Here is a 23,360-nt window from a genome sequence, read left to right on the forward strand (position 1 = left end):
TGTGCTCCTCTCAAAGTAGAAACGACTGCCATATAGAGCCGGACGCTTGCCAGCCGTCTCGGTCTGCCTTGGTCTGGTTCGCCGCCATGCCGCGGCGCAAGGGGGCGACACGATACACAAGCGCAACCGCCGCATACAAGTTGCCAAATACCGTCATCGGCAACCTGCATGTGGCAGAAAAACACTCGCTCCGGCAGCAGGATTTTAGACCACGCTTCGACCAGACCGCTCGGTAAAACCTCAACCGGTGTTGCGCAGCCCTGCCGCAATCCCGGCCACGGTCACCAGCAAAGCCTGCTCCAAAGGCCCCTCCTGCGGCTCCTGCAGATGCCGAGAGCGGGCCAGCAGTTCCATCTGCAACAGGTGCAACGGATCCAGATAGGTATTGCGCAGGTCAAAGGCTTCCTGGACGCCAGGACTATGGGAAAGCAGCTCGCTCTGGCCCGTGATCTGGAGAACGGATCGCATGGTCTGCGACAACAGGTCACGCAGATGCTCGCCCAGAGGAAGCAGTTCTTTTGCCACCAGACGCTCGTCGTAGCGCTGGGCAATATCGGCATCCGCCTTGGCCAGGACCATTTCCAGCATGTCGAGCCGGGTGGAGAAGAACGGCCAGTGCTCACGCATTTCAGCCAACTGCTCGCCTTCGCCACGCTTGAGCGCATTGTCCAACGCCGCATCCCAGCCCAGCCAGGCCGGCAGCATCAGGCGCGTCTGGGTCCAGGCGAAGATCCAGGGAATCGCGCGCAGAGACTCGATACCGCCCTGCCGCCGCCGGGCGGGCCGGCTGCCCAGTGGCAGGCGGCCCAGCTCCGTTTCCGGGGTCGCCTGGCGGAAGTAGTCGACAAATTGCGGCTGCTCGCGTACGACACCGCGATAGGCCACCAGGCCATCGTCGGCCAGTCGGTCCATCAGTTGGCGCCAGCCGGGCTCGGGCGGCGGCGGTGGCAGCAAGGTGGCTTCCAGCACCGCCGCCAGGTAAAGGTTCAGGTTTTGCTCGGCCAGATCGGGCAGACCAAACTTGAAGCGGATCATCTCACCCTGCTCGGTGGTGCGGAAACGCCCCGCCACCGAACCCGGAGGCTGCGAAAGGATCGCCGCATGCGCTGGCGCACCACCACGCCCGACAGTGCCGCCACGGCCATGGAACAGCAGCAGTTCCACATCGTGCTGGCGGCAGACATCGACCAGTTCTTCCTGGGCCCGGTACTGCGCCCAGGCTGCAGCGGCGGTACCGGCATCCTTGGCCGAGTCGGAGTAGCCGATCATCACTTCCTGCGGCCCGTCCAAACGCTGCCGATAGACCGGCAAGGCAAGCAACTGCCGGATGGTCGGCGCCGCGTTGTTCAGGTCATCGAGGGTTTCGAACAACGGCACTACACGCATCGGTCGACGCAGCCCGGACTCCTTGAGCAACAGTTGCACGGCCAGCACATCGCTGGCATCGCGGGCCATGGAGATGACATAGGAGCCCAGCGAATCGGCCGGAGCCTCGGCAATCACCGCGCAGGTTGCCAGCACCTCGGCAGTATCGGCCGAAGGCTGGTAGTCGATTGGCAGCAACGGGCGCGGGTTGTCCAGTTCCTGTTGCAGGAACTCCAGGCGCTGCGCTTCCGGCCATTGGGCATAATCGCCCAGACCGAGATACGTGGTGATCTCGCCGAGCGCCGTGCGGTGCCGAGTGGAGTCCTGGCGGATGTCGAGCCGTACCAGAAACAGGCCGAATACAGCCACTCGCCGCAGGCAGTCGAGCAGGGCTCCATCGGCAATCAGCCCCATGCCGCAGGCATGCAGGGAGCGATAACAAAGTTCAAGCGGCTCGAATAGCTCCTCACGTCGCTGCAGAACCGCCGCAGGTGCTGGTAACGCCTGGTGCAAGGCGGCTACGGCCCAGTCGCGAGTAGTCAGCAAGCGCTCGCGCAGTTGCTTGAGCAGCACGCGGTAGGGCTCGGGATGGTCGCCACTCAATGCCAGCAGTTCAGGCGTGGCCGCCTGCATGGACAAGCCACCGATCAGCTCGTCTATTTCACGCAGGTAGAGACTGGCGGCCTCGTGCCGGCCCAACAGCAATACGTCGCGCGTGACGGTGGCGGTAACGTTGGGGTTGCCGTCGCGATCCCCGCCCATCCAGGAAGCGAAACGGACCGGGGCCGCCTTGAGTGGTAAGTGCTGGCCGGCATGCCGGTACAGCATTTCATCGATCTGGCGCAGGATATTGGGCATCGCTTGCCAGAGGGAATCGCCAACGGCCGCAACCCCCCAGGTTGCTTCGTCTACTGGAGTTGGCCGCTGGCGCCGGATTTCCTCGGTGTGCCAGATCTCGCCGATCAGCCGCATCAGGCGCTGCTCGATGCGTGCCAGCTCGGTAGCAGACAGATCGGCGTGATCCTTGGCTACCAGCTCGGCGGCGATGGCATCGTATTTCTGGATCAGCGTACGCCGCGACACTTCAGTGGGATGCGCGGTGAGTACCAGTTCGATATCCAGCTCCGCTACCTGCCGGGCCAGGTTTTGCGGGGTATGCCCGGCCGCGACGAGACGCTCCAGCAGGCGCGGCAATGCCTGCGATTCGCAGGGTTGCGCTTCGCCGGGCCGGCGGCGGCGGATGCCGTGGTATTGCTCGGCGATATTGGCGAGATTGAGGAATTGGTTGAAGGCGCGAGCGACGGGCAACAGCTCATCCTCGCGTAATCCATCTAGTGTTTCACCGAGCTGACGCGCGCCCTCGGGCGAGCCTTGACGGGCCGCCTTGGCCCCTTTGCGGATGAGCTCGATCTTCTCCAGCAGCTCATCTCCATGCTGCTGGCGGATGACCTGTCCCAGCAATTTGCCGAGCAGGTGGACATTTTCCCGCAGCCGCGCATCGATGTTCACCATGACCTTACTCCTCATTTTATTGTCGTAGCTACGGCAACTGATACCGAGCCGAATAACGCAGGCACAATAGCGGTTCTTGGCAAGTTTTCGAAAGTATCGGTGCCGATATTCATAACCGGCAGGAAAGAATGCTGGTACCGATAATCGCGCATTTTGCAGCGGCGCCCTGTTGAATTCCCGGCGAAGATTGCACGTCAACCCTCATATATTCCCGGAAACGAAGGAGCAAGCCGCATGAATATTTCTGAACTGGTCAATCAATGGGAGCGCACCGCCAGAGGCCGGTTGACCACGGCCCACTACAGCATTCCACTGGACATCGAATCCGCCGCACGGCTGGCAGCGCTCGCCGAGATGTACCCCAAGCGCACCCCCGAAGAACTGCTCGGAGAGTTGATCCGCACGGCGCTGGAAGCGGTCGAGACAAATTTTCCCTACGTCCAGGGCAGCCAAGCGATCAGTACCGACGAGGAAGGCGATCCGATCTATGAAGACATCGGTCCGACACCGCGTTTTCTGGAGCTCTCGCGCAAGCATTTGCAACGACTGCAGGACGAGCAACAGGCCTGAATCACCCAGTCTCGTCGCCCACCGGCTGCGACAAACATCTGTGCATCCGGTCTGACTTCAAGCAAAACAATGGCTTAAGCGAAACGGAACGTTCCACGCAAAAAAGCCTCACAAATAAAAGCCCCATTCGTCGTGGAATTGCACCTTTGCATTCCACGGCGAACGGGACTTCATGCAAACGAGTAAATAGAGGCTGACCATGAAAGAAACCACCAATGCAAGACCTGCTCCATACCTCCTGGGCAGGCTGACAGCCCTGGCCCTGAGCGGCATGATCCTGGCTGGTTGTTCAGGTAACCCACCCAAGGAGCAATTCGCCCTCACTGATGCGGCAATCCAGAGTGCCGTCAGCGCCGACGCGACCCAATTCGCACCGGTAGAAATGCGCTCCGCCCAGGAAAAATGGCGCCAGGCCGGGCTGGCGATGCAGACCGAAGATTATGAAGTCGCCCGCACCCTGGCCGAGCAGGCCGAATGGGACGCCCGGGTAGCCGAACGCAAGGCGAACGTCGCCAAGATCCAGAAAGCCGTCGATGACGCCAGAAAAGGTGTCGAAGACCTGCGCGAAGAAGGCCAGCGCCAAATCCAGTAAAGCACTCGTCACCGAATCCGCTCATTGAAATCCGGCTGGCAACGTCCGGCCATGGCACCGGGACTACGGAACTGGAAGTTCCAGGCAAAAAGCAGAAGTAGAACGCATGCCTGAGCGACGTATCCCGATCGCTGAGATCTCCCTAACTGCCTAAGGATCGCTTTATGAACAGAGTCATCGCAATCCCTACCCTGCTGGCACTGAGCATTGGCCTGGCTGCCTGCTCTTCACAGCCCAATGCCAACCTGGAAGAAGCCCGCAATTCCTTCTACGCCCTGCAGAACGACCCGCGCGCCTCGCAGCTTGCGGCCCTGGAAACCCAGGATGCCAGCAAACAGCTGGACCTGGCGAACCAGGCTTACCTGGAAGATGCCAGCGAAGAAAAGGTCGACCAGTTGGCTTATGTCACCAAGCGGCGCGTCGAACTGGCCGAGCAAACGATCGCCTTCCGTACAGCCGAGCAGGAGCTGCAACAGACCGACGCCCAGCGGACCGAGGCCAGGCTCCAGGCGCGCGATGCGCAGATCAAGAAACTGCAGCAGGAACTGCAAGGCAAGCAGACCGAGCGCGGTACGCTGGTGACCTTTGGCGATGTCCTGTTCGACTACAACCGTGCCGAACTCAAGCCGGGCGGCCTGCGCAACGTGCAAAAACTGGCTGACTTCCTCAACCAGGACCAGGAGCGCCAGGTGATCGCCGAAGGCTATACCGACAGCACTGGCGGCGATGCCTATAACCAGCAACTGTCCGAGCGCCGTGCCGAGTCAGTCCGGGTAGCCTTGATCAAGATGGGCGTCGATCCGCGCCGCGTCGTCACCCAAGGCTATGGCAAGCAGTATCCGGTTGCCAGCAACAGTACCAATTCCGGGCGCGCGCTGAACCGCCGGGTGGAAGTGACCATCTCCAACGACAACCAGCCGGTAGCACCACGCTCGTCGATACGTTGAAACATGGCCAATACTGGCGTAAGCAAAAGCTCTGCCGCCGAGCCCGTGCCTGCGCATGGGCTCCTTCTTATTCAGGACAACAAGCGCCGGTAGAGCTCATCGATCTCCGGCGAGAAAGCGACCAGCACCACACGCTCCAGGCTCTTGGCCTGCGACAAGCCATGGCGCAGTTCAGTGATGGCGATCTGCCCTGCGGCCTCCAAGGGATACCCGTAAACCCCGCAACTGATTGCCGGAAAGGCGATGCTGCGCAACCCTGTGGATTGCGCCAGCGCCAACGAGCGGCGATAACAGCCAGCCAGCAGTTCCGGCTCGCCATCCGAACCGCCATGCCAGATCGGCCCGACCGTATGGATCACATAGCGGGCGGGCAGGCGAAACCCGGGAGTCAAGCGGGCCTCACCGGTCGGGCAGCCCCCCAGAGTCCGGCAATATTCCAGCAATTGCGGCCCTGCCGCCCGATGTATCGCGCCATCCACACCGCCGCCACCCAGCAAGGATTCGTTGGCTGCATTGACGATGGCATCCACCTCCAGGCGAGTGATATCGCCCTGCCAGATCTCAATCCCCATGGTTGTGTACCCTCGTTTTCGTATCGAATAAAGCCATCTGGACAGCAATCGCTTGCCGTCCGGTCGGCGGTTCAGTCTCGAACAGACGCTGGTAATGATTTATCGAGGCCGGCGTGGATCCGGGAGTTCAACCACCGGACGCAGCCCGGTGAAGCCACGCGGATCGTCCAGATAGCGCAACAGCAACTCGCGCCAGGCAGATCCGGCGAAGGTTTGCGCATGGCCGCCACGGGTCGGCTGGAACACTCGCGGCGGCGGTGCTGCCTGGTACAGGCGCACGCCATTGGTCAGCGGCACAAGGTCGTCGTCGATGCTGTGGTAGATCAGCATCGGTACACCGGTCACCTGGGGCATCGCCCGGATGGCGCTGTCATCATCCGGCACGGCCCAGCTCAGTGGCACTTGCAGAGCCCAGGTCAGCCAGCCGGTACTCAGCAGATAACGGGCCACCTCGCGATAACTGGCCGGTACGCCGTCCAATACCAGCGCATGCAGTTTCTCGCGCTGCTCCGGGTGTTCAGCCAGATAATGCAGAGCCAGGGCGCCACCCAGACTCTGGCCGAGTAGCGTCAGCGGCTGGCCCTGCGCTTCGGGGCGGCGCTCCAGCCAGGCGAAAGCGGCAGCGACGTCCTGATAGATCGCCGGCAAACCAGGCTCGCCGCTGGAAAGACCGTAGCCACGATAATCCAGCAGCAGGACCTGATAGCCCTGCTCCGGCAACCAGTACGCGCCAGCCAGGTGCCAGGCCAGGTTGCCACCGTTGCCATGCAGGAACAGCACGGTCCCTTTCGTCGCATGCCTGCGCTTGACCGGCAGCCACCAGGCATGCAGGCGCGTGCCGTCTTCTGCCGTCAGGTAGATATCGCGATAGTCGACGCCGAACGCCTTGCCTGGGGTGATCGGCTGGCCCGGCACCGGATAGAACAACAGAGAACTGCAGGCGGACAACAGCAGCGCCATTAGCGCAATGCATGAACCTTTACTTGCTATCGTCCGCACGAATCTCCTCACGCGCCTTGAAAGTCGACTCGTACACCCGCTCCGCCAGGCGCGAGAACGGCAAGCTCTGGATCCATACCGTACCGGTGCCTTTCAGCGTGGCGAGCAGAATGCCTTCGCCACCGAACAGCATGCTTTTCAGGCCACCGGCCAGGGCGATGCTGTAGTCGATGCCATCGGTGAATCCCACCAGGCAACCGGTATCCAGGCGCAGGGTTTCGTTGTTCAGCTCCTTGCGAATCACCGTACCGCCGGCATGCAGAAAGGCCAGCCCTTTCCCTTCCAGCTCCTGCAGGATGAATCCTTCGCCGCCGAAGAAGCCGGCGCCAATACGCTTGTTGAAGGTGATGCCGATTCGCGTACCGTGGGCAGCACAGAGAAAGGAATCCTTCTGGCAGATCAGCCGTCCGCCAACTTGCTGCAGATCGACAGCCACCACACTACCCGGGTAAGGCGCGGCGAAGCCGACCCGCTGTACCGTTTTACCGCCATTGGTGAAATGGGTCATGAACAGCGACTCACCGGTAAGCATGCGCTTGCCCATGCCCCACAACTTGCCCAGCACTCCGCTTTCCGAACCATCGCCCATGCGCGTCTCGAAGCGGATGCTGCCGGTCATGTAGTTCATCGCCCCCGCTTCGGCGATCACCGTTTCGCCCGGATCGAGAATGATCTCCACCGTCTGCGCCGAGTTGCCAAGAATTTCATATTCGAGCCGATGGTCGGCCATGGGTGCCTCCTTGATAGTGGGTTGGATGTCGCTTTCGCCGTGGCCTGACGCTCAGAGAATATTGGCGTAGTCAGACTCGATTCGATCCAGGCTCAGGTGGTTGAGAAAGTTGGAAAAACACATCCAGGCCGAGAGCGCATTGAGGTCGGCGAATTGTGGCGGCAGGTATTTCGGCGGCATCACCAGGCCTTCGTCCACCAACTGGCGCAGGCTGCGCATGTCTTCCAGAGTGGTCTTGCCGCAGAACAACAGAGGAATCTGCTCCAGTTTGCCTTTGCGCACGGCAAGCTGGATGTAGTTGTAGATCATGATGAAACCGCGCAAGTAGGACAGATCCTTGGTGAACGGCAAGCCGTTCGGCGAGGAACCGCGAAACACTCGGCTAGCATTGCCATAGCTGTCTTCCTGGCTATAGCCCTGCTGGCGGAAGAAGTCATACACATCGAGAAAATCCGCCCCCTCTTCGGCCATGTGAATGGCGCGGGTGCGGTTGGTGAGCTTGCGCAGGCGGGTCGGATAGGAGGTGAAGGCGATCACTTCCATCAGGATCGCCAGACCTTCCTGGGTCACCGTGGAGGACGGCGGCCCCTTGGCCAGGAAGGTGCAGATCGGCTGACTCTGCCCATTCAATGTGGTGCCCACGTGGACCAGCCCCTCGTGTACTTCGAGGGCACGGATATCGCGCTCGTTGAACAGCGCGTCGCTGCGGATCTTGATGTAATCGGCGCCGGCTGCCGCGTCGGCGACAATGCCGTCGGACTCGAATACCCGGATGACCCCTTCGCCTTCGCCGAACACCAGATCCAGCCGCGATTGCAGCTGCTCGACCGCTTGCGTGGCGTTCAGGGTTTTCGGTTCGTCCTTCAGGTCGCCCCGATCGGCGATGTTGTTCAGATAATCCGACAGCATCAGGCCCAGGTCCGCCAAGGTCGGGTCGCCGGCATGGAAGGCATCGGATGCAGCACCATACAGATCCTGCGAAATCAGCCCGAAATCGGCGGTGCCGCGCGCCTCCAGCATACGCACGACCATGCGGTATTCCTTGCACATGCGGCGCATGATCTGCCCGACCGGACTGAATTGCCCGAGCAGGCGGGTAACGTCGCGCTCGATATTCTGGAATTCCTGCTTCTTGGCGCTGGCATCGAAGCCGAGGGAACGGCTCTCGTAGTAACTGCGGTCGACCGCCGGCAATTCTCGACCGTCGCTGGCGAGAAACGCCTGCCGGACACTATCGTCCCACTTGACCGCATCCAGCACCCGGATCGGGGTCTGGGCCTCGACGATACGGTCGGACAGGGTACGGACGGTTCTCTGATAGTCGTTCAAGGACTCGTGGGTAGACATGGCTAGACTATTGAACAAAGTGAAGGGGGATGATGGACGCCTTTACCGCCAAAGGCGATATCCGCGAGCAACCCGCTACGGGTTTTTCACCGCCAGCGCCCCGCGCTCCAGACGCCGCAGGGACACTTCCAGTCGGCTGTCGGCCTCGATAACCTCGCGCAGGGCCTTGGCGGTGAAGTCGATGTGCCGCGCCACCGCTTCCCGCGCCCGCTCGCCATCGCGATCGAGGATCGCCTGGACAATCGCCCGGTGCTGTTCACACAGTATTTCGCGCAGCTCGGGTCGTTCATGGAGCCGGGTACGGCTGTAGAAGACACTGTTGCGCAACATGCCGGAGATCGAGCGCATGACATGCAGCATCATGACGTTATGGGAAGCCTCGTACACTGCGATATGCAGATCGGCATCGGCCTCGCCGGATGGCTCCTGGCGTTCATGGGCCTGCTCGATCCGCGCCAGGCAGGTGCGGATCACCTCGAGATCCACTGCACTCGCGCGTTGCGCAGCCAGGGCGGCGATCTGTGGTTCGACCAGCGTACGAAACTCCAGATAGTCGAAGATTGCGCTATCCGGGTGCATGGCCAGCAAGCGGGCCAGCGGGTCGGTGAAGCTGGTCCCCAAAGCGGCAACCCGGGTCGCACCGCCGGGCTCGCCGGCCAGCACTCCCGCCTCTTTCAACAGCCGAATGCCATCGCGCAGCGTGGGACGCGAAACCCCGAGGCGCTCCGCCAGTTTCCGTTCCGGCAGGAGCTGTTCGCCCGGACGCAGCGAACCCTCCAGCACCAGCATCTCGATCCGCTTCGCAACGCCGGCCGCCGCACTGTCCGGCTTGATGGTTGGCTCCGTCACCGGGCACTGACCTCATCGCTGTTTTCTGTCGTATCCAGAATAAGACAATGAACCAGAATATGGAAATCCACATTAACCGCTATTTTTATCCGGTAAAGTTATTTGACCATACATCCTCATCATGTAATAAGCAGCAACAAATTGCCGCACCTCCAATAAAACGAAATAGGTGGTCGAATCCTTGGTGAGCACGGCGAAACCAGTCTACGAAATCATGTGACGAGGATGAATGGATGAAGATTGCGAATGTTGCCGACCTGTTGGTCGAGACCCTGCAAACCGCCGGTGTGAAGCGGATCTACGGCCTGGTGGGCGATAGCCTGAACGGCATCACAGAGGCCCTGCGCCAACGCAAAACCATCGACTGGGTACATGTCCGCCACGAGGAAGCAGCCGCTTTCGCAGCCAGCGCCGAGGCGCATCTGACCGGCGCGCTGGCCGTCTGCGCCGGCTCCTGCGGGCCGGGCAACCTGCATCTGATCAACGGCCTGTTCGACGCCCACCGTTCGCGCGTACCGGTGCTGGCGATCGCCGCCCATATCCCCAGTCCGGAGATCGGTAGCGGTTATTTCCAGGAAACCCATCCACAGGAACTCTTTCGCGAATGCAGCTACTACTGCGAACTGGTCTCCAGCCCCACGCAGTTGCCCCAGGTGCTTGAGGCCGCGATACGGGCGGCGGTCGGCCAGCGCGGAGTAGCCGTGGTGGTGATCCCAGGCGATGTGGCCTTGATGGACGCGCCGCAGAAAACGGTGACTCCGGTGGCCGGGCTGCTGCCGCCGACGCCCGTGATACGGCCGGCCGAGGCGGAACTGAATGCGCTGGCCGACCTACTGAACGAGGCGCGCAAGGTGACGCTGCTCTGCGGCCGCGGCTGTGCCGGGGCGCACAAGCCGCTGCTGGAGCTGGCCGAGACGCTGAAAGCACCCATCGTGCATGCCCTCGGTGGCAAGGAATACGTCGAATACGACAATCCCTACGATGTCGGCATGACCGGACTGATCGGCTTCTCTTCCGGCTACCAGGCGATGAAGGACTGCGACACGCTGCTGATGCTGGGAACCGACTTCCCCTACCGGCAGTTCTACCCGGAATCGGCCAAGGTGGCGCAGATCGACTTGCGTCCGGAGAACCTGGGCCGCCGCTGTACGCTGTCGCTCGGTCTGGTCGGTGACGTGGGCACTACCCTCGAAGCGCTGCTGCCGAGGTTGCAGGTCAAGACCGAGCGCAGCCACCTCGACCGCAGCCTGGAGCACTACCGCAAATCCAGGGAAGGGCTGGACGAAAGCGCTGAAGGCACCCCGGGAAGCAAGCCAATCCATCCGCAGCAGGTCGCGCGGCTGGCCAGCGAGTTGGCGGCGGACGATGCCGTGTTCACCTTCGACGTCGGTACGCCGACCGTCTGGGCGGCGCGTCACTTGAAGATGAACGGCCGACGCCGCCTGGTCGGCTCGATCGTGCATGGCTCGATGGCCAACGCGCTGCCGCAGGCGATCGGTGCCCAGGCAGCCTTTCCCGACCGCCAGGTGGTCTCACTGTCCGGCGATGGCGGCTTCGCCATGCTGATGGGGGACCTCCTCACCCTGGTCCAACAGAAGCTGCCGGTGAAGGTGGTGATCTTCAACAACGGCACGCTGGGCTTCGTCGAGCTGGAGATGAAGGCGGCGGGCCTGCTGGAAACCGGTGTCGCCCTGGAGAACCCGGATTTCGCCGCAGTAGCGCGTGCCATGGGCGTGCATGCATTGCGGGTGGAAGACCCCGGCGACTTGGAAGGTGCCATGCGCGAGGTGTTCGCCCACCCCGGACCGGCACTGCTGGACGTGGTCACCAATCGCTTCGAGCTGTCGATCCCGCCGAAGATCGAGATGGCCCATGCCAAGGGCTTCAGCCTGTATGTGCTGAAGGCAGTGCTGGACGGCCGTGGCAGCGAAGTGATCGACCTTGCGCGCAGCAACCTGCTGCGCTGAAGGAACGCCCGAACCGTAAAAACCGGCTTCATCCATGCCGGCCTGGAGCAGTCCGAGGCCGCGGCGGCACCGAAAGCGAAGAGGCCTCTCGACGGAGGCATCTTCGACTACCTATCCATGTTCATGGCTGGCAAAGCAAAACTAACAAATCCGGACTATTTTAAAAGCCGTATTAACATTACAAGTCAGTTTTCAGATTTACCAGCAAGGTGCCAAAAGCCTTAATCTCCCGACATTTCGACAATAAAATTCTGCCCGAGCCGTTCGATATGATCCTCGAAGTTCTCTTGCAACATGGCGTCGAATTGATTCGTATACCATTTCTGCAGTTTTTCCTGCTCGTTTGGTAAATCGTTGAACTTGCATGAAGCCTCATGGACGCTGAACCGTGCAGCCGCATAGCGGAAAGCGGTGCTGACATGTCCCAGATCTTTCTTCTCATTCCCTACCAGTCGATTGGCTATCTCGATGAACTCATCGGCCATATTGAAAATAATCGTATTATCTTGATTATCAGACATTTATTAACCTATTTCTTTAACAGTAGACTATTAGAAATCCGTTAGAGATGCTTGTAACGCGCCATTCAACATAGGCAAGTATCAAGCCACCCATCTTGAAATAGGCCATATATCATCGGCCACCAGAATGTTAGAAACACTGTGCGGGCGATGCGAATATATAAGTGCAGGCTTGCTCCGGCCTTGTCCGCCAGAACGAATACCCTAGTGTCGTGTCACGCCTGATATGACACTAGCTACGCAGGGCGATGAGAAAGGCGTCGAAGGCACATCGATGCCTTGTCATAATCTCGGGCACGTCCCATTTGGTAAGTGCCACCCCAACACTCGATGAGTAACTTGAATGTTGGGTAGGGCTCTTTATTGCTCACCCTTTACTCAACCAGAACGGTGGATGGACAGCATGCCCATCCGCTCCACAGCCTATGTTCCGTAAAAACGCCGGTGCCGAGACACGCCCTGAGTCAATCCGGTTGACGGCTTGCTTTCATTGCTGCGGACGCATGTGCGGGAACAGGATCACGTCGCGGATCGACGGCGAGTCGGTCAGCAGCATCACCAACCGGTCGATGCCGATGCCCTCGCCCGCCGTCGGCGGCATACCGTATTCCAGGGCGCGGACGAAGTCAGCGTCAAAATGCATGGCCTCGTCGTCGCCGGCGTCCTTGTCCTTGACCTGCTGGAGGAAGCGCTCGGCCTGATCCTCCGCGTCGTTCAACTCGGAATAGGCGTTGGCAATCTCGCGCCCGCCGATGAACAGTTCGAAGCGGTCGGTAACGCTGGGATCGTCATCGCTGCGCCGCGCCAGCGGCGAGACCTCGAACGGGTAGCGGGTAATGAAGGTGGGCTGCTCCAGCTTGTGCTCCACCAGCTCTTCAAAAATCATCGTTTGCAACTTGCCCAGGCCCTCGAAGCCTTTCACATCGGCACCGGCCTGCTTGGCGATGGTGCGGGCCTTGTCGATGTCCCTGAGGTCAGCTTCGGTGAGTTCCGGGTTGTACTTGAGGATAGAGTCGAACACCGACAGCCGCGCGAACGGCTCGCCAAAGTGGAACACCTTGTCGCCGTAGGGCACGTCAGTACTGCCGAGCACGAGTTGCGCCAGTTCGCGGAACAGCTGTTCGGTCAGGTCCATGTTGTCTTCGTAGTCGGCGTAGGCCTGGTAGAACTCCAGCATGGTGAATTCGGGGTTGTGCCGGGTCGAGACGCCTTCGTTGCGAAAGTTGCGATTGATCTCGAAGACCTTCTCGAAGCCACCTACCACCAAGCGTTTGAGATACAGCTCCGGCGCAATACGCAGGAACATGGCCATATCCAGCGCGTTGTGGTGGGTCTCGAACGGCTTGGCGGCTGCACCACCGGGAATGGTTTGCAGCATCGGCGTTTCCACCTCGAGGAAATCGCGCTCGGTGAGGAACTTGCGAATGTGAGCAATGATCTGCGAACGCACCCGGAAGGTATGACGGGTTTCCTCGTTGACGATCAGGTCCACATAGCGCTGCCGATAGCGCTGCTCGGTATCAGTCAGGCCGTGGTGCTTGTCAGGCAGCGGGCGCAGCGACTTGGTCAGCAGCTGCACGCTGTCCATATGCACATAGAGGTCGCCCTTGCCGGAGCGAGCCAGGGTGCCTTCGGCGGCGATGATATCGCCCAGGTCCCAATGCTTGATGGCTTCCAGCGTCTCGGCCGGCAGCCCCTTGCGGTCGACATAGACCTGGATGCGCCCGGTCATGTCCTGCAGCACCATGAAAGCACCACGGTTGAGCATGATGCGCCCCGCCACCTTGACCGGGATCGCTGCCGCCGCCAACGCTTCCTTGCTCTTGTCGGCATAGCGTTGCTGCAGATTGCCGGCATGACTGTCGCGCCGGAAGTCGTTGGGGAAGGCGTTGCCCTTCTCGCGCTCGGCAGTCAGCTTGTCCTTGCGCAGGGCGATCAGCTGGTTTTCTTCTTCGTGGAGGGCATGTGGGTTCAGCGGTTGTTCGCTCATGGTCGTTTCATGTTCCGGTAAATGGGCTTGGCAGCTGTTTCCGATGGGCACTACCGATGCCAGGCAAAATCTGAACCCTGCGCGGCAGGGGCTGTGAGCGTAGCGGGCGCAGGTGAGGCAAAAAATGGCGCGAACAGGGAGTTTACGTGCTGTAGGTGCGTAGTCCGTGCCATTTTTCAACGCAGTATGACCGAGCACAGCAGCTCACAGGCCCTGCTTGAGGCTGGCCTCGATGAATTCGTCCAGATCGCCATCCAGCACGGCATCGCAGTTGCTGTTTTCGATGTTGGTACGCAGATCCTTGATCCGCGACTGGTCGAGCACGTAGGAGCGAATCTGGTGGCCCCAGCCGATATCCGACTTGCTGTCCTCCAGCGCCTGGGAAGCAGCGTTGCGCTTCTGCACTTCCATCTCGTACAACTTGGCCCGCAGCATTTTCATGGCGGTGTCCTTGTTGGCATGCTGGGAGCGCTCGTTCTGGCAACTCACTACCGTATTGGTGGGCAAGTGAGTGATCCGTACCGCCGAATCGGTGGTGTTTACGTGCTGACCACCGGCACCGGAGGAACGGTAGGTATCGATGCGCAGATCCGCCGGATTGATATCGATTTCGATATTGTCGTCGATTTCCGGCGAAGCGAAGACCGCGGAAAAGGAGGTATGGCGGCGATTACCGGAGTCGAACGGGCTCTTGCGCACCAGGCGATGGATACCGATCTCGGTACGCAGCCAGCCAAAGGCATATTCACCCTTGATATGCACGGTAGCCCCCTTGATACCAGCGACCTCGCCTTCGGAGAGCTCCATGATCGTGGCGTCGAAACCATGCTTGTCGGCCCAGCGCAAATACATGCGCAGCAGCATGTTGGCCCAGTCCTGCGCCTCGGTACCACCGGAGCCGGCCTGGATATCCAGATAGGCGTTATTGGCATCCATTTCGCCACTGAACATGCGACGGAATTCAAGCTTTTCGAGGATGCCCCGTAGCCGGTCGACTTCGGCGGCAACGTCGTTCACCGCCCCTTCATCGTTCTCTTCGACGGCCATGTCCAGCAGGTCACGCGAATCGGCCAGGCCGCCGGTCAGGTCATCGAGGGTTTCGACGACCTGCGCCAGCTGGGCACGCTCGCGCCCCAGGTTCTGGGCATATTCCGGATTGCTCCAGACGTTGGGGTCTTCCAGTTCGCGATTGACTTCGATCAGGCGATCATGCCTCTGATCGTAGTCAAAGATACCCCCGGATGGTCTGGGTACGCTCGGACAGGTCCTTGATACCGTTGAGGATCGGGTTGATTTCCATGATGGGCAGCACTCTCGGTCGGACAGTTCAAAAGCCGAGGAGTATAGCGCAGCAGGCCACGCCTGACAGCCTGCCGCGCCGGGATCAGGCAGCCTTGGCCTGTGCTTCCAGCTCGGCCTTCAACGCTGGATCGAGCCTGAGCTCGCGGGCCAGTTCATCGAGATAGGCCCGCTCCATGAATTGTGCTTCGTTCACGGCCATAAGGCTTGCCAGGTACATCTCTGCCGCGATTTCCGGGCTACTGGCAGCACGGGCCACCTCGGCAGGATCGAGCGGTTTGTTCAGCTCGGTCTGCAACCACTGTTGCAGGCCGGGATCGTCGGTCGCCTTGCCCAGTTCGGCCTCGAGCAACCGACGCTCGTTATCGTCCACATGGCCATCGGCCTTGGCAGCGGCAACCAGCGCCTTGAGGATGGCCTGGCTGTGACCCTCGGCTTTTTCCGCTGGCAACCGATCAATAGTCTGCGGTTCGGCTTTAGGCGCATTGGCTTGCTGGGCCTGCCAATTGCTGTAGGCCTTGTACGCCAACAACCCCAGCGCGACCAGGCCGCTTCGCTGGACCGAGCTCATACCTGCGGACGAATGGCCGCGCCGCTTGCTACCCAACAACATACCCAACGCACCGGTAGCCAATGCGCCTTTCCCTGCTCCACCCAGCAGGCTACCCAGGCCACCACCGCCTCCCTTCAATAGGTCGCCAAGCGCGCCACCGGTAGACGAGCGTTCGTTGCCGGATACTTGCTTGTTCTGGCCAAGCGACAGACCGGACTTCAAAAGCTGATCGAGCAAGCTACTGGTATTCATACATGACTCCATAAGCTGGAAAAGCTGAATGGGTGAGTTCATGGCTCCAGAATCAGGCGCTACGACGAGTCATAGCAGAGCTATGGCAAGGAGTGGCAACACTGTACCGGAGCCGCGGGTGCCAACATTGATGACGAGTCAAATCAACCAAACAGGCCATTAGGCGACCGAGTCGGCTTCATGAAATGGCGTATCACGATGTGCTGCCCGAATGTACTGGGCCGGCCAGAACGCTGTTTTATCATGCAGGAAATCCGCAGCGTGCAGCGGCCAGTAAGGATCGCGCAGCAGCTCGCGCGCCAACAGAACGAGATCAGCCTGACCGGTTCGCAGGATATGTTCGGCCTGGGCGGCATCGGTAATGAGGCCGACCGTACCGGTGGGAATCTCTGCTTGCTGGCGAATCTTGGCGGCGAAATGAGTTTGGTAACCGGGCCCGATCGGAATCTCGGCACTGGCCGAAGTGCCACCGGAAGAGACATCGATCAGATCCACGCCCAGCGCTTTCAAGCGACGCGCCAGCTCGACAGACTCATCCTCGTTCCAACCATCTTCCACCCAGTCGGTAGCCGACAGGCGCACGAACAGCGGCAAGCTTTCCGGCCAGACGTTGCGCACAGCCGCTGCCACTTCCAACAACAGACGAATGCGATTCTCGAAGGAGCCGCCATAGTTATCCTGGCGCTGATTGGACAGTGGCGAGAGAAACTGATGCAGCAAATAGCCATGCGCGGCGTGAATCTCGGCCACCTTGAACCCCGCTACCAGCGACCGCTCGGCCGCACGAACGAATGCCTGCACCACATTAGCGATACCCCTCTCATCCAGCGCAGCAGGTGCCAGATGATTGCGATCGAATGCTATGGCTGAAGGCGCAACCGTCGGCCAACCGCCCTCCGTCACCGGAACGGTTCCCGATTTACCCAGCCAGGGTCGCCAAGTACTGGCCTTGCGTCCCGCGTGAGCCAACTGGATCGCGGCATAAGAGCCCTGGGCTTCGATGAATCGGGTAATGCGACGCAACGGCTCGATTTGCTCATCCGACCAGAGCCCCAGATCTTCCGAAGAAATCCGCCCTTCCGGCACCACGGCGGTGGCTTCGACAATGATCAGGCCCGCGCCGCCAACGGCACGACTGCCCAGATGAACCAGATGCCAGTCGTTGGCTACTCCGTCCCGTGCCGAATACTGGCACATGGGCGAAACCACGATGCGATTGGGGAGAGTCAGCTGGCGCAATGTATAGGATTGAAAAAGCTGGGACATGAGGAAAGCCTCGTCTCTGAGTCTGTTTGAATAAGACCACCCAGAATCGACAGCGTTTCCCTTGATCGACGGGTATCAGCGCGGCTGCAGATGCGTCACCAGCAGTTGCACGCTCTCCTGGCCGCGGAATTCGTTCACATCCAGCTTGTAGACCAGTTCCACCCACTGCACCGACGGATTCGGCCATGCATCGCGGTCGATATTGAAAGCGATGCCATCCAGAATCTGGCTGCCGCATTCGCTTTGCAAACTTATTTTCAAATGGCGTTCGCCGACCAGGCGCTGTTGTTGCAGCCGGAATACGCCATGGAATAAAGGCTCGGGAAAATGCTGCCCCCAAGGCCCGGCATGCCGCAGCGTACGCGCCAACTCCAGGTGGAATTCCTCGGCACCAAGCTGACCATCCGTAAGCAGGCGTCCGGCCAGATCATCCTCACAGAGCTGCCGGCGCACCTCGGCATCGAAAGCAGCGGCAAAATCGGCGAAACACGCTTGCGATAACGACAGTCCGGCGGCCATGGCATGCCCGCCGAACCGACTGATCAGCTCCGGGTGACGCGTCGCCACCGCATCCAGTGCATCGCGGATATGCAGCCCCGGTACGGAGCGCGCCGAACCTTTGAGCAGACCATCACCGGCCTCGGCGAAGGCAATCACCGGACGGTGATAACGTTCCTTCAGGCGCGAAGCCAGAATGCCGATCACCCCCTGGTGCCATTGCGGATCGAACAGGCAAAGGCCGAACGGCAAACCATCCAATGGCAATTCCTTGATTTGTGCCAGCGCTTCGCGTTGCATGCCCTGCTCGATGGCCTTGCGGTCGCGATTGAGCTGATCCAGTTGGACAGCCATGTCGCGCGCCAGGGAAGGATCGTCACAAAGCAGGCATTCGATGCCGAGCGACATATCGTCCAGGCGCCCGGCAGCATTCAGGCGCGGCCCGAGAATGAACCCCAGGTCGCTGGAGGTGAGGCGGCCAGGATCGCGACCTGCGACGTCGAGAATCGCCAGCACCCCAGGCCGTGCCCGACCGGCCCGGATGCGGGCCAGCCCTTGATGGACCAGAATGCGATTGTTGGCATCGAGGGGAACCACATCGGCCACACTGCCCAGTGCGACCAGGTCAAGCAATTCGGCAAGATTGGGCTCATCCAGTCCAATGCGCGCAAACCAGCCCAGATCGCGCAAACGCGCGCGCAGCGCCAGCAACACATAGAAGATCACCCCGACGCCAGCCATGCTCTTGCTGGGAAACCCACAGCCCGGTTGATTCGGATTGACGATAGCATCGGCAAGCGGTAGATCGCGGCCAGGCAGATGGTGGTCGGTGATCAGCACTTTCAGCCCTGCCGCCCTGGCAGCAGCCACACCCTCGCAACTGGAAATGCCATTGTCCACCGTGACCAGAAGATCAGGGCGCCGCGCCACGGCCACGGCGACGATTTCCGGCGTCAGACCATAGCCGTACTCGAAACGGTTCGGCACCAGATAATCCACCTGGGCCGCCCCCAGCAGGCGCAATCCCAGCACACCAACGGCACTGGCCGTCGCCCCATCGGCATCGAAATCACCGACAAAGAGGATGCTCTGATGCTGCTCCAGGGCTTCGACCAGCAGCTCCACAGCCTCCCCGATCCCCTTCAGGTACGCGAAAGGAATCAAGCGTGCCAGGCTTTTGTCCAACTCCTCGGCGCAAAGCACGCCACGTGAGGCATACAGGCGCGTCAACAAGGGGGGGAGATCCCCAAGATCAGGTAAAGACTCGGGTAAGGCTCGGGATTCGATGCGCATGGTGATCCAGTCGAGAACTTCCAAAAGAATGCAAAGAGGCTGTCAGCGCTCGCCGAGCAGCCATTGCAAAGGAATTTCGTGCTGACCGTGCTCGTCGGTCACGAACAAAGCGCCGTCACTGATCATCACGCCCCACTGCAGACTGCGGGGAAGATCACGCGTCAACTCAATCAAGGCAGCGGAGTCAACGGCCACAACGGATAGATTTTTCAGGTTCTTGACCGCACCCAGCACCTTGCCTTCCCAAACCCTCAGGCTGCCATAGGCCAGCAGACTGACTCGCTCGGCACGGCGTGAACACCAGGTCAGGCGCTCGGCGTCCGGCTGGCCCACCTCGATCCAGTGCAGGACGCGCTCATCCAGGCTTTTCTCCCATAACGCCGGCTCGTCGACATCGGATAGTCCTCTACCGAAAGCCAGTGATTTGCCATACCAAAGCGCATAGGCAAGCAGACGCGCGCCGAGGCGCTCTTCGGTTTCCGAAGGATGGCGAGCCACAGTAAATCTTTGATTTTCATAAACACTGTGATCGATATCGGTGAGATTTAGTTCGACTTTATAAGGAGTGGCTTGCAGTGCCATGAAATAGATACCGGTGCGAAAAGCAGCCAGTCTAGCGTAACACCATGGCAGGCAGTGCAATCCGCAGCAAACGATGGGTTGCTCGAAATAAGACCGTACGATTAAACGCAAATGACAGTCGACGAACGGATGTTTGACAATCATTATCATTATTAATAGTATCTGTTTTACAGCACAACTCATGGAGTAGCGCCGATGTACGTCTGTCTTTGCCATGGCATTACCGATGGCCACATTCGTGAAGCTATCTCCGAAGGATGCTGCAGTTTTCGCGATGTACGAAGCACGCTCGGCGTTGGCACCCAATGCGGAAAATGTGCCTGTGCCGCCAAAGGACTTGTGAAAGAAACCTTGAGTAATTTGCCTATTATCCAAACAGAATCGCCGATGGTTGTTTGCCCTGCCAATGCCCAGATGGAGTCTGTTGCGCTAGAAGCCAGTTAGAAAACCGGCTTCTTCGACCTCCTAACCCCGCTGCCTCATATCAGGCAGTGCGCTTTCTCTTTGCCTGAAGCAATTGATTGACAGTAGCTCGTCAAGTCGCCAGACTCTTATGCAATTTCTCCAAGCAAATCAGGCAGAGAAGACATGAAAGGCGACAAGCAGGTCATCCAGCATCTCAACAAAATCCTCGCTAACGAGCTGATTGCGATCAACCAATACTTCCTGCATGCGCGCATGTACGAAGATTGGGGCCTGGAAAAACTCGGCAAGCACGAATATAAAGAATCCATCGACGAGATGAAGCATGCCGACAAATTGACCAAGCGCATTCTCTTTCTCGAAGGTATTCCCAATCTGCAGGAACTCGGCAAGCTGCTGATCGGCGAAAACACCCGCGAAATGCTCGAATGCGACCTGCGTCTGGAGCAGAAAGCCCTCCCCGATCTACGTGCAGCCATCGCCTATTGCGAAACCGTTGGGGATTATGGCAGTCGTGAACTGCTCGAAGACATCCTTGAATCCGAAGAAGATCATGTGGACTGGTTGGAAACCCAGTTGGGTCTTATCGACAAGGTTGGCCTCGAAAACTACATCCAATCTCAGATGGATGAAGAGTGAAGCCATCCTGGCTGCCCTGCTCTCAATGAAAAAGCCCCGCATTTGCGGGGCTTTTTCATAAGAACCTGTTCACGATCTGCTGCGCGTCGGCCAAACGGCGTTGAAACCAGCCTGGATCGCCAGCCCGGTCGAAATGCTCATTTACCACTCGTAAACTCGCACGCGAGCCCGGCCCGCTTCCTCAGCCGTTTTCGCCACCGTTTAGCTCTAGCTCGCGAGATCGTGAACAGGCTCTAAGATCGAATCGATTCTTATCAAGCATCGGCCTTGGCGGCTGCCGACTTCAACAATTCCTGCAGTTCGCCTTTTTCGTACAGCTCAATCAGGATATCGCTACCACCAACCAGCTCACCGCCGACCCAGAGTTGGGGAAAGGTTGGCCAGTTGGCATATTTCGGCAGGTTTGCGCGGATTTCCGGATTCTGCAGGATATCGACGTAAGCGAACTTCTCACCACAGCTCATGATTATTTGCGCAGCTCGTGCAGAAAAACCGCACTGAGGTGCATTCGGCGAACCCTTCATATAAAGAAGCACGGGATTGACTGCGATCTGTTCTTTGATGGTTTCGATGATATCCATAAGGCACCTCGGCTAATTGTCGGGTAGCTCTGGATCATTACTGATCCAGAGGCCCCTGAGAACCTACATGCAGGTGGGTCTGCCCGCATAAGGCTCAAGCTTACGTAAAGCCAGCCAAACGACTGGCCAGCAACTATGACTAACGATCTTAGCACCTCAGACCGCCATATCGTAGGGTCACCGTCAATTGCCGACTGTGCAGCAATACATAGCAGTTGGGATGAAACAGCACGCGGTTTCTCAGGGCATCCTGACCCACTGACCATCTGTCTGATATCGCTCCTGAAGCGGACATTCCAAGTAAAAGGCGGAGTTTGCGCCAAGGAAGGATTTCCCGATAAGATCGGCGTTTTCCCTTTCCGTCGCTCGCTTTACGGCTCATCAGTCAGTCGCCGGCAGGCTTTGCCGCGATAAATGTGCCAGGCCGCGACCAGAGGCTCTACAAGGTATTCGATAATGAGCGCCAGACACTTTCTTTCCTTGATGGACTGCACACCCCAGGAGCTCGATGCCCTGATCCGTCGCGGCATCGAACTGAAAGAACTGCGCGAACGTGGTGTGCTTTTCGAGCCGCTGAAAAATCGCATTCTGGGAATGATTTTCGAGAAGGCATCCACCCGGACCCGTCTTTCCTTCGAAGCCGGGATGATCCAGCTCGGTGGCCAGGCCATTTTTCTTTCGCCGCGGGACAGCCAGCTTGGGCGCGGCGAGCCACTTGGCGACACCGCCATCGTCATGTCGCGCATGCTCGATGCAGTCATGATTCGCACATTCTCCCATAGCACGCTGACAGAGTTTGCCGCTCACTCGCAGGTCCCGGTCATCAACGGACTGTCCGACGATCTGCATCCCTGTCAGGTACTGGCTGACATGCAGACGTTCCTGGAGCATCGCGGCAGCATCACCGGCAAGACGATGGCCTGGATCGGTGATGGCAACAATATGTGCAACACCTATATCGAAGCAGCGATTCAGTTCGACTTCCACCTGCATATAGCCTGCCCGACGGGCTATGGTCCCAAGGCCAGCCTGCTGGCACAGGCCGGTAATCGAGTGAAAATATTCACCGATCCGAACGCAGCAGTAGCGGGTGCTCATTTGATCAGTACGGATGTATGGACGTCGATGGGCCAGGAAGACGAAGTTCAGGCCCGTCTCGCGTTGTTCCGCCCTTATCAGGTCAACCAGGCGCTGCTCGACCGGGCGGAAAAGGACGTCCTGTTCATGCATTGCCTGCCGGCGCACAGGGGTGAAGAGATCAGTGAAGATCTGCTCGACGATCCGCGCTCAGTAGCCTGGGACCAGGCGGAAAATCGTCTGCACGCACAAAAAGCCCTGCTCGAATTTCTGGTGAAACCGGCTCTCGGCTCGTAGCGCAACTACCTCTACAGCTTCTCTGCCACTCCATGGCAGCCTTGAGAACGGCGGCTGGAAACGCTCAGCTCTTCTGCCGCCGTTGACGAAAGAATTCGCCAAGCACTGCTCCGCACTCTTCGGCCAGAATTCCGCCTTCGACCAGTACTCGGTGATTGAGAAAATCCTGGCTGAAAAAGCGCCCCTGGCTAACGGCCGCGCCGGCTCTGGGCTCGGCAGCACCAAAAACCAGCCGCTGAATTCGCGTATGAACGATCAGCCCGGCGCACATGCTGCAAGGCTCCAGGGTCACGTAGAGCGTAGCGCCTGGCAGTCGATAGTTCGCCACCGCCTCGGCGGCAGCCCGGATCGCCATCATCTCGGCATGCGCGCTGGGATCATGGGTCGAGATGGGACAGTTGAAACCACGCCCGATGATTTCTCCCGAACGCACCAGTACGGCACCGACCGGCACCTCGCCGCACTCGGCCCCCTGGCGCGCCAGCCTTAGCGCCTCGCGCATGAAAAACTCATCCTGGCTGCGGTCGATGATCAACGGTCGGTTCATGGCATCGTTCTTTGCAAAACCTTGTGCATCAGTTCATGGCAGTGGCTCCCAGCGGCCCGCCAGGAAATTCCAGGGCCGCGATTATCCACTAC

At 59.6% G+C, this 23,360-nt stretch carries 22 protein-coding genes; 7 read left to right on the top strand and 15 right to left on the bottom strand.

Annotated features, from left to right (window positions below; genetic code table 11):
- Positions 1–240 precede the first annotated feature (240 nt).
- Complete coding sequence (gene ppc / locus FHR87_RS01690) at positions 241–2,877, bottom strand: phosphoenolpyruvate carboxylase (protein WP_183164945.1); 2,637 nt, start codon at positions 2,875–2,877, stop codon at positions 241–243.
- 234 nt (positions 2,878–3,111) lie between these two features.
- Here ppc and FHR87_RS01695 point away from each other — a divergent pair, with 234 nt between their 5' ends.
- The 3 genes from FHR87_RS01695 to lptF all read left to right on the top strand — a co-directional run bounded on the left by FHR87_RS01695 (position 3,112) and on the right by lptF (position 4,986).
- Positions 3,112–3,447, top strand: a complete 336-nt coding sequence (locus FHR87_RS01695; protein ID WP_183164946.1) for a pilin assembly protein — start codon at positions 3,112–3,114, stop codon at positions 3,445–3,447.
- Positions 3,448–3,646: 199 nt separating this feature from the next.
- Positions 3,647–4,039 (top strand): DUF4398 domain-containing protein, encoded by a 393-nt coding sequence (locus tag FHR87_RS01700; RefSeq protein WP_183164947.1) that lies wholly within the window; start codon positions 3,647–3,649, stop codon positions 4,037–4,039.
- Positions 4,040–4,203: 164 nt separating this feature from the next.
- Positions 4,204–4,986, top strand: a complete 783-nt coding sequence (gene lptF, locus FHR87_RS01705) for a lipotoxin F family OmpA-related lipoprotein LptF (RefSeq protein ID WP_183164948.1) — start codon at positions 4,204–4,206, stop codon at positions 4,984–4,986.
- Between the two features lie 71 nt (positions 4,987–5,057).
- Here the strand turns inward: lptF and FHR87_RS01710 are convergent, their stop codons facing one another.
- The 5 genes from FHR87_RS01710 to FHR87_RS01730 all read right to left on the bottom strand — a co-directional run bounded on the left by FHR87_RS01710 (position 5,058) and on the right by FHR87_RS01730 (position 9,483).
- The gene (locus FHR87_RS01710) at positions 5,058–5,558 is read right to left on the bottom strand and encodes an O-acetyl-ADP-ribose deacetylase (RefSeq protein ID WP_183164949.1); all 501 of its coding nucleotides are present in this window, start codon (positions 5,556–5,558) and stop codon (positions 5,058–5,060) included.
- 99 nt (positions 5,559–5,657) lie between these two features.
- Positions 5,658–6,518 carry an alpha/beta hydrolase gene (locus tag FHR87_RS01715; protein ID WP_183164950.1) on the bottom strand — a complete coding sequence of 287 codons (861 nt, stop codon included), beginning with the start codon at positions 6,516–6,518 and terminating at the stop codon, positions 5,658–5,660.
- Positions 6,519–6,537: 19 nt separating this feature from the next.
- Positions 6,538–7,287 (bottom strand): TIGR00266 family protein, encoded by a 750-nt coding sequence (locus FHR87_RS01720; protein ID WP_183164951.1) that lies wholly within the window; start codon positions 7,285–7,287, stop codon positions 6,538–6,540.
- 51 nt (positions 7,288–7,338) lie between these two features.
- Entirely contained in the window at positions 7,339–8,634 is a 1,296-nt protein-coding gene (locus FHR87_RS01725) for a flavohemoglobin expression-modulating QEGLA motif protein (RefSeq protein WP_183164952.1), read from the bottom strand.
- Between the two features lie 75 nt (positions 8,635–8,709).
- A complete protein-coding gene (locus FHR87_RS01730) occupies positions 8,710–9,483 on the bottom strand; it encodes an FCD domain-containing protein (protein ID WP_183164953.1) in 774 nt (257 codons plus the stop codon).
- A 233-nt stretch (positions 9,484–9,716) separates the two neighbouring features.
- On the opposite strand from FHR87_RS01730, the gene poxB reads away from it, so the two are divergent.
- The gene (gene poxB, locus FHR87_RS01735; protein ID WP_183164954.1) at positions 9,717–11,450 is read left to right on the top strand and encodes a ubiquinone-dependent pyruvate dehydrogenase; all 1,734 of its coding nucleotides are present in this window, start codon (positions 9,717–9,719) and stop codon (positions 11,448–11,450) included.
- 221 nt (positions 11,451–11,671) lie between these two features.
- Here poxB and FHR87_RS01740 read toward each other — a convergent pair whose 3' ends face one another.
- The 7 genes from FHR87_RS01740 to FHR87_RS01770 form a co-directional block, all read right to left on the bottom strand.
- Positions 11,672–11,971, bottom strand: coding sequence for a DUF3144 domain-containing protein (locus tag FHR87_RS01740; RefSeq protein ID WP_183164955.1), 300 nt, complete (start codon positions 11,969–11,971; stop codon positions 11,672–11,674).
- A gap of 487 nt (positions 11,972–12,458) precedes the next feature.
- Complete coding sequence (gene lysS / locus FHR87_RS01745; RefSeq protein WP_183164956.1) at positions 12,459–13,961, bottom strand: lysine--tRNA ligase; 1,503 nt, start codon at positions 13,959–13,961, stop codon at positions 12,459–12,461.
- Positions 13,962–14,165: 204 nt separating this feature from the next.
- Positions 14,166–15,261 (bottom strand): peptide chain release factor 2 gene (gene prfB / locus FHR87_RS01750; protein WP_183164957.1). Its coding sequence is split into 2 segments (ribosomal slippage): positions 14,166–15,188 and positions 15,190–15,261, totalling 1,095 coding nucleotides; the frame shifts between segments, so codons are not numbered across the junction.
- Between the two features lie 84 nt (positions 15,262–15,345).
- On the bottom strand, positions 15,346–16,065 hold the full coding sequence (locus tag FHR87_RS01755) for a tellurite resistance TerB family protein (protein WP_183164958.1): 720 nt from the start codon (positions 16,063–16,065) through the stop codon (positions 15,346–15,348).
- A 159-nt stretch (positions 16,066–16,224) separates the two neighbouring features.
- Positions 16,225–17,331 carry an NADH:flavin oxidoreductase/NADH oxidase gene (locus tag FHR87_RS01760; protein WP_183164959.1) on the bottom strand — a complete coding sequence of 369 codons (1,107 nt, stop codon included), beginning with the start codon at positions 17,329–17,331 and terminating at the stop codon, positions 16,225–16,227.
- 75 nt (positions 17,332–17,406) lie between these two features.
- Entirely contained in the window at positions 17,407–19,122 is a 1,716-nt protein-coding gene (recJ, locus tag FHR87_RS01765; RefSeq protein WP_183164960.1) for a single-stranded-DNA-specific exonuclease RecJ, read from the bottom strand.
- A gap of 42 nt (positions 19,123–19,164) precedes the next feature.
- Positions 19,165–19,704: a YaeQ family protein gene (locus FHR87_RS01770; RefSeq protein WP_183164961.1), complete on the bottom strand. Its 540-nt coding sequence runs from the start codon at positions 19,702–19,704 to the stop codon at positions 19,165–19,167.
- A 195-nt stretch (positions 19,705–19,899) separates the two neighbouring features.
- Here FHR87_RS01770 and FHR87_RS01775 point away from each other — a divergent pair, with 195 nt between their 5' ends.
- Entirely contained in the window at positions 19,900–20,148 is a 249-nt protein-coding gene (locus tag FHR87_RS01775; RefSeq protein WP_183164962.1) for a bacterioferritin-associated ferredoxin, read from the top strand.
- Between the two features lie 144 nt (positions 20,149–20,292).
- Positions 20,293–20,766, top strand: coding sequence for a bacterioferritin (gene bfr / locus FHR87_RS01780; RefSeq protein WP_183164963.1), 474 nt, complete (start codon positions 20,293–20,295; stop codon positions 20,764–20,766).
- Between the two features lie 254 nt (positions 20,767–21,020).
- On the opposite strand, the gene grxD is transcribed toward bfr, so the two are convergent.
- Entirely contained in the window at positions 21,021–21,347 is a 327-nt protein-coding gene (grxD, locus tag FHR87_RS01785; protein WP_183164964.1) for a Grx4 family monothiol glutaredoxin, read from the bottom strand.
- A gap of 456 nt (positions 21,348–21,803) precedes the next feature.
- Here grxD and argF point away from each other — a divergent pair, with 456 nt between their 5' ends.
- On the top strand, positions 21,804–22,721 hold the full coding sequence (gene argF, locus FHR87_RS01790; RefSeq protein WP_183164965.1) for an ornithine carbamoyltransferase: 918 nt from the start codon (positions 21,804–21,806) through the stop codon (positions 22,719–22,721).
- Positions 22,722–22,785: 64 nt separating this feature from the next.
- On the opposite strand, the gene tadA is transcribed toward argF, so the two are convergent.
- A complete protein-coding gene (gene tadA, locus FHR87_RS01795) occupies positions 22,786–23,268 on the bottom strand; it encodes a tRNA adenosine(34) deaminase TadA (RefSeq protein WP_183164966.1) in 483 nt (160 codons plus the stop codon).
- Positions 23,269–23,360 lie beyond the last annotated feature (92 nt).

This window comes from Azomonas macrocytogenes (assembly GCF_014191985.1).
Classification (GTDB): domain Bacteria; phylum Pseudomonadota; class Gammaproteobacteria; order Pseudomonadales; family Pseudomonadaceae; genus Azomonas; species Azomonas macrocytogenes.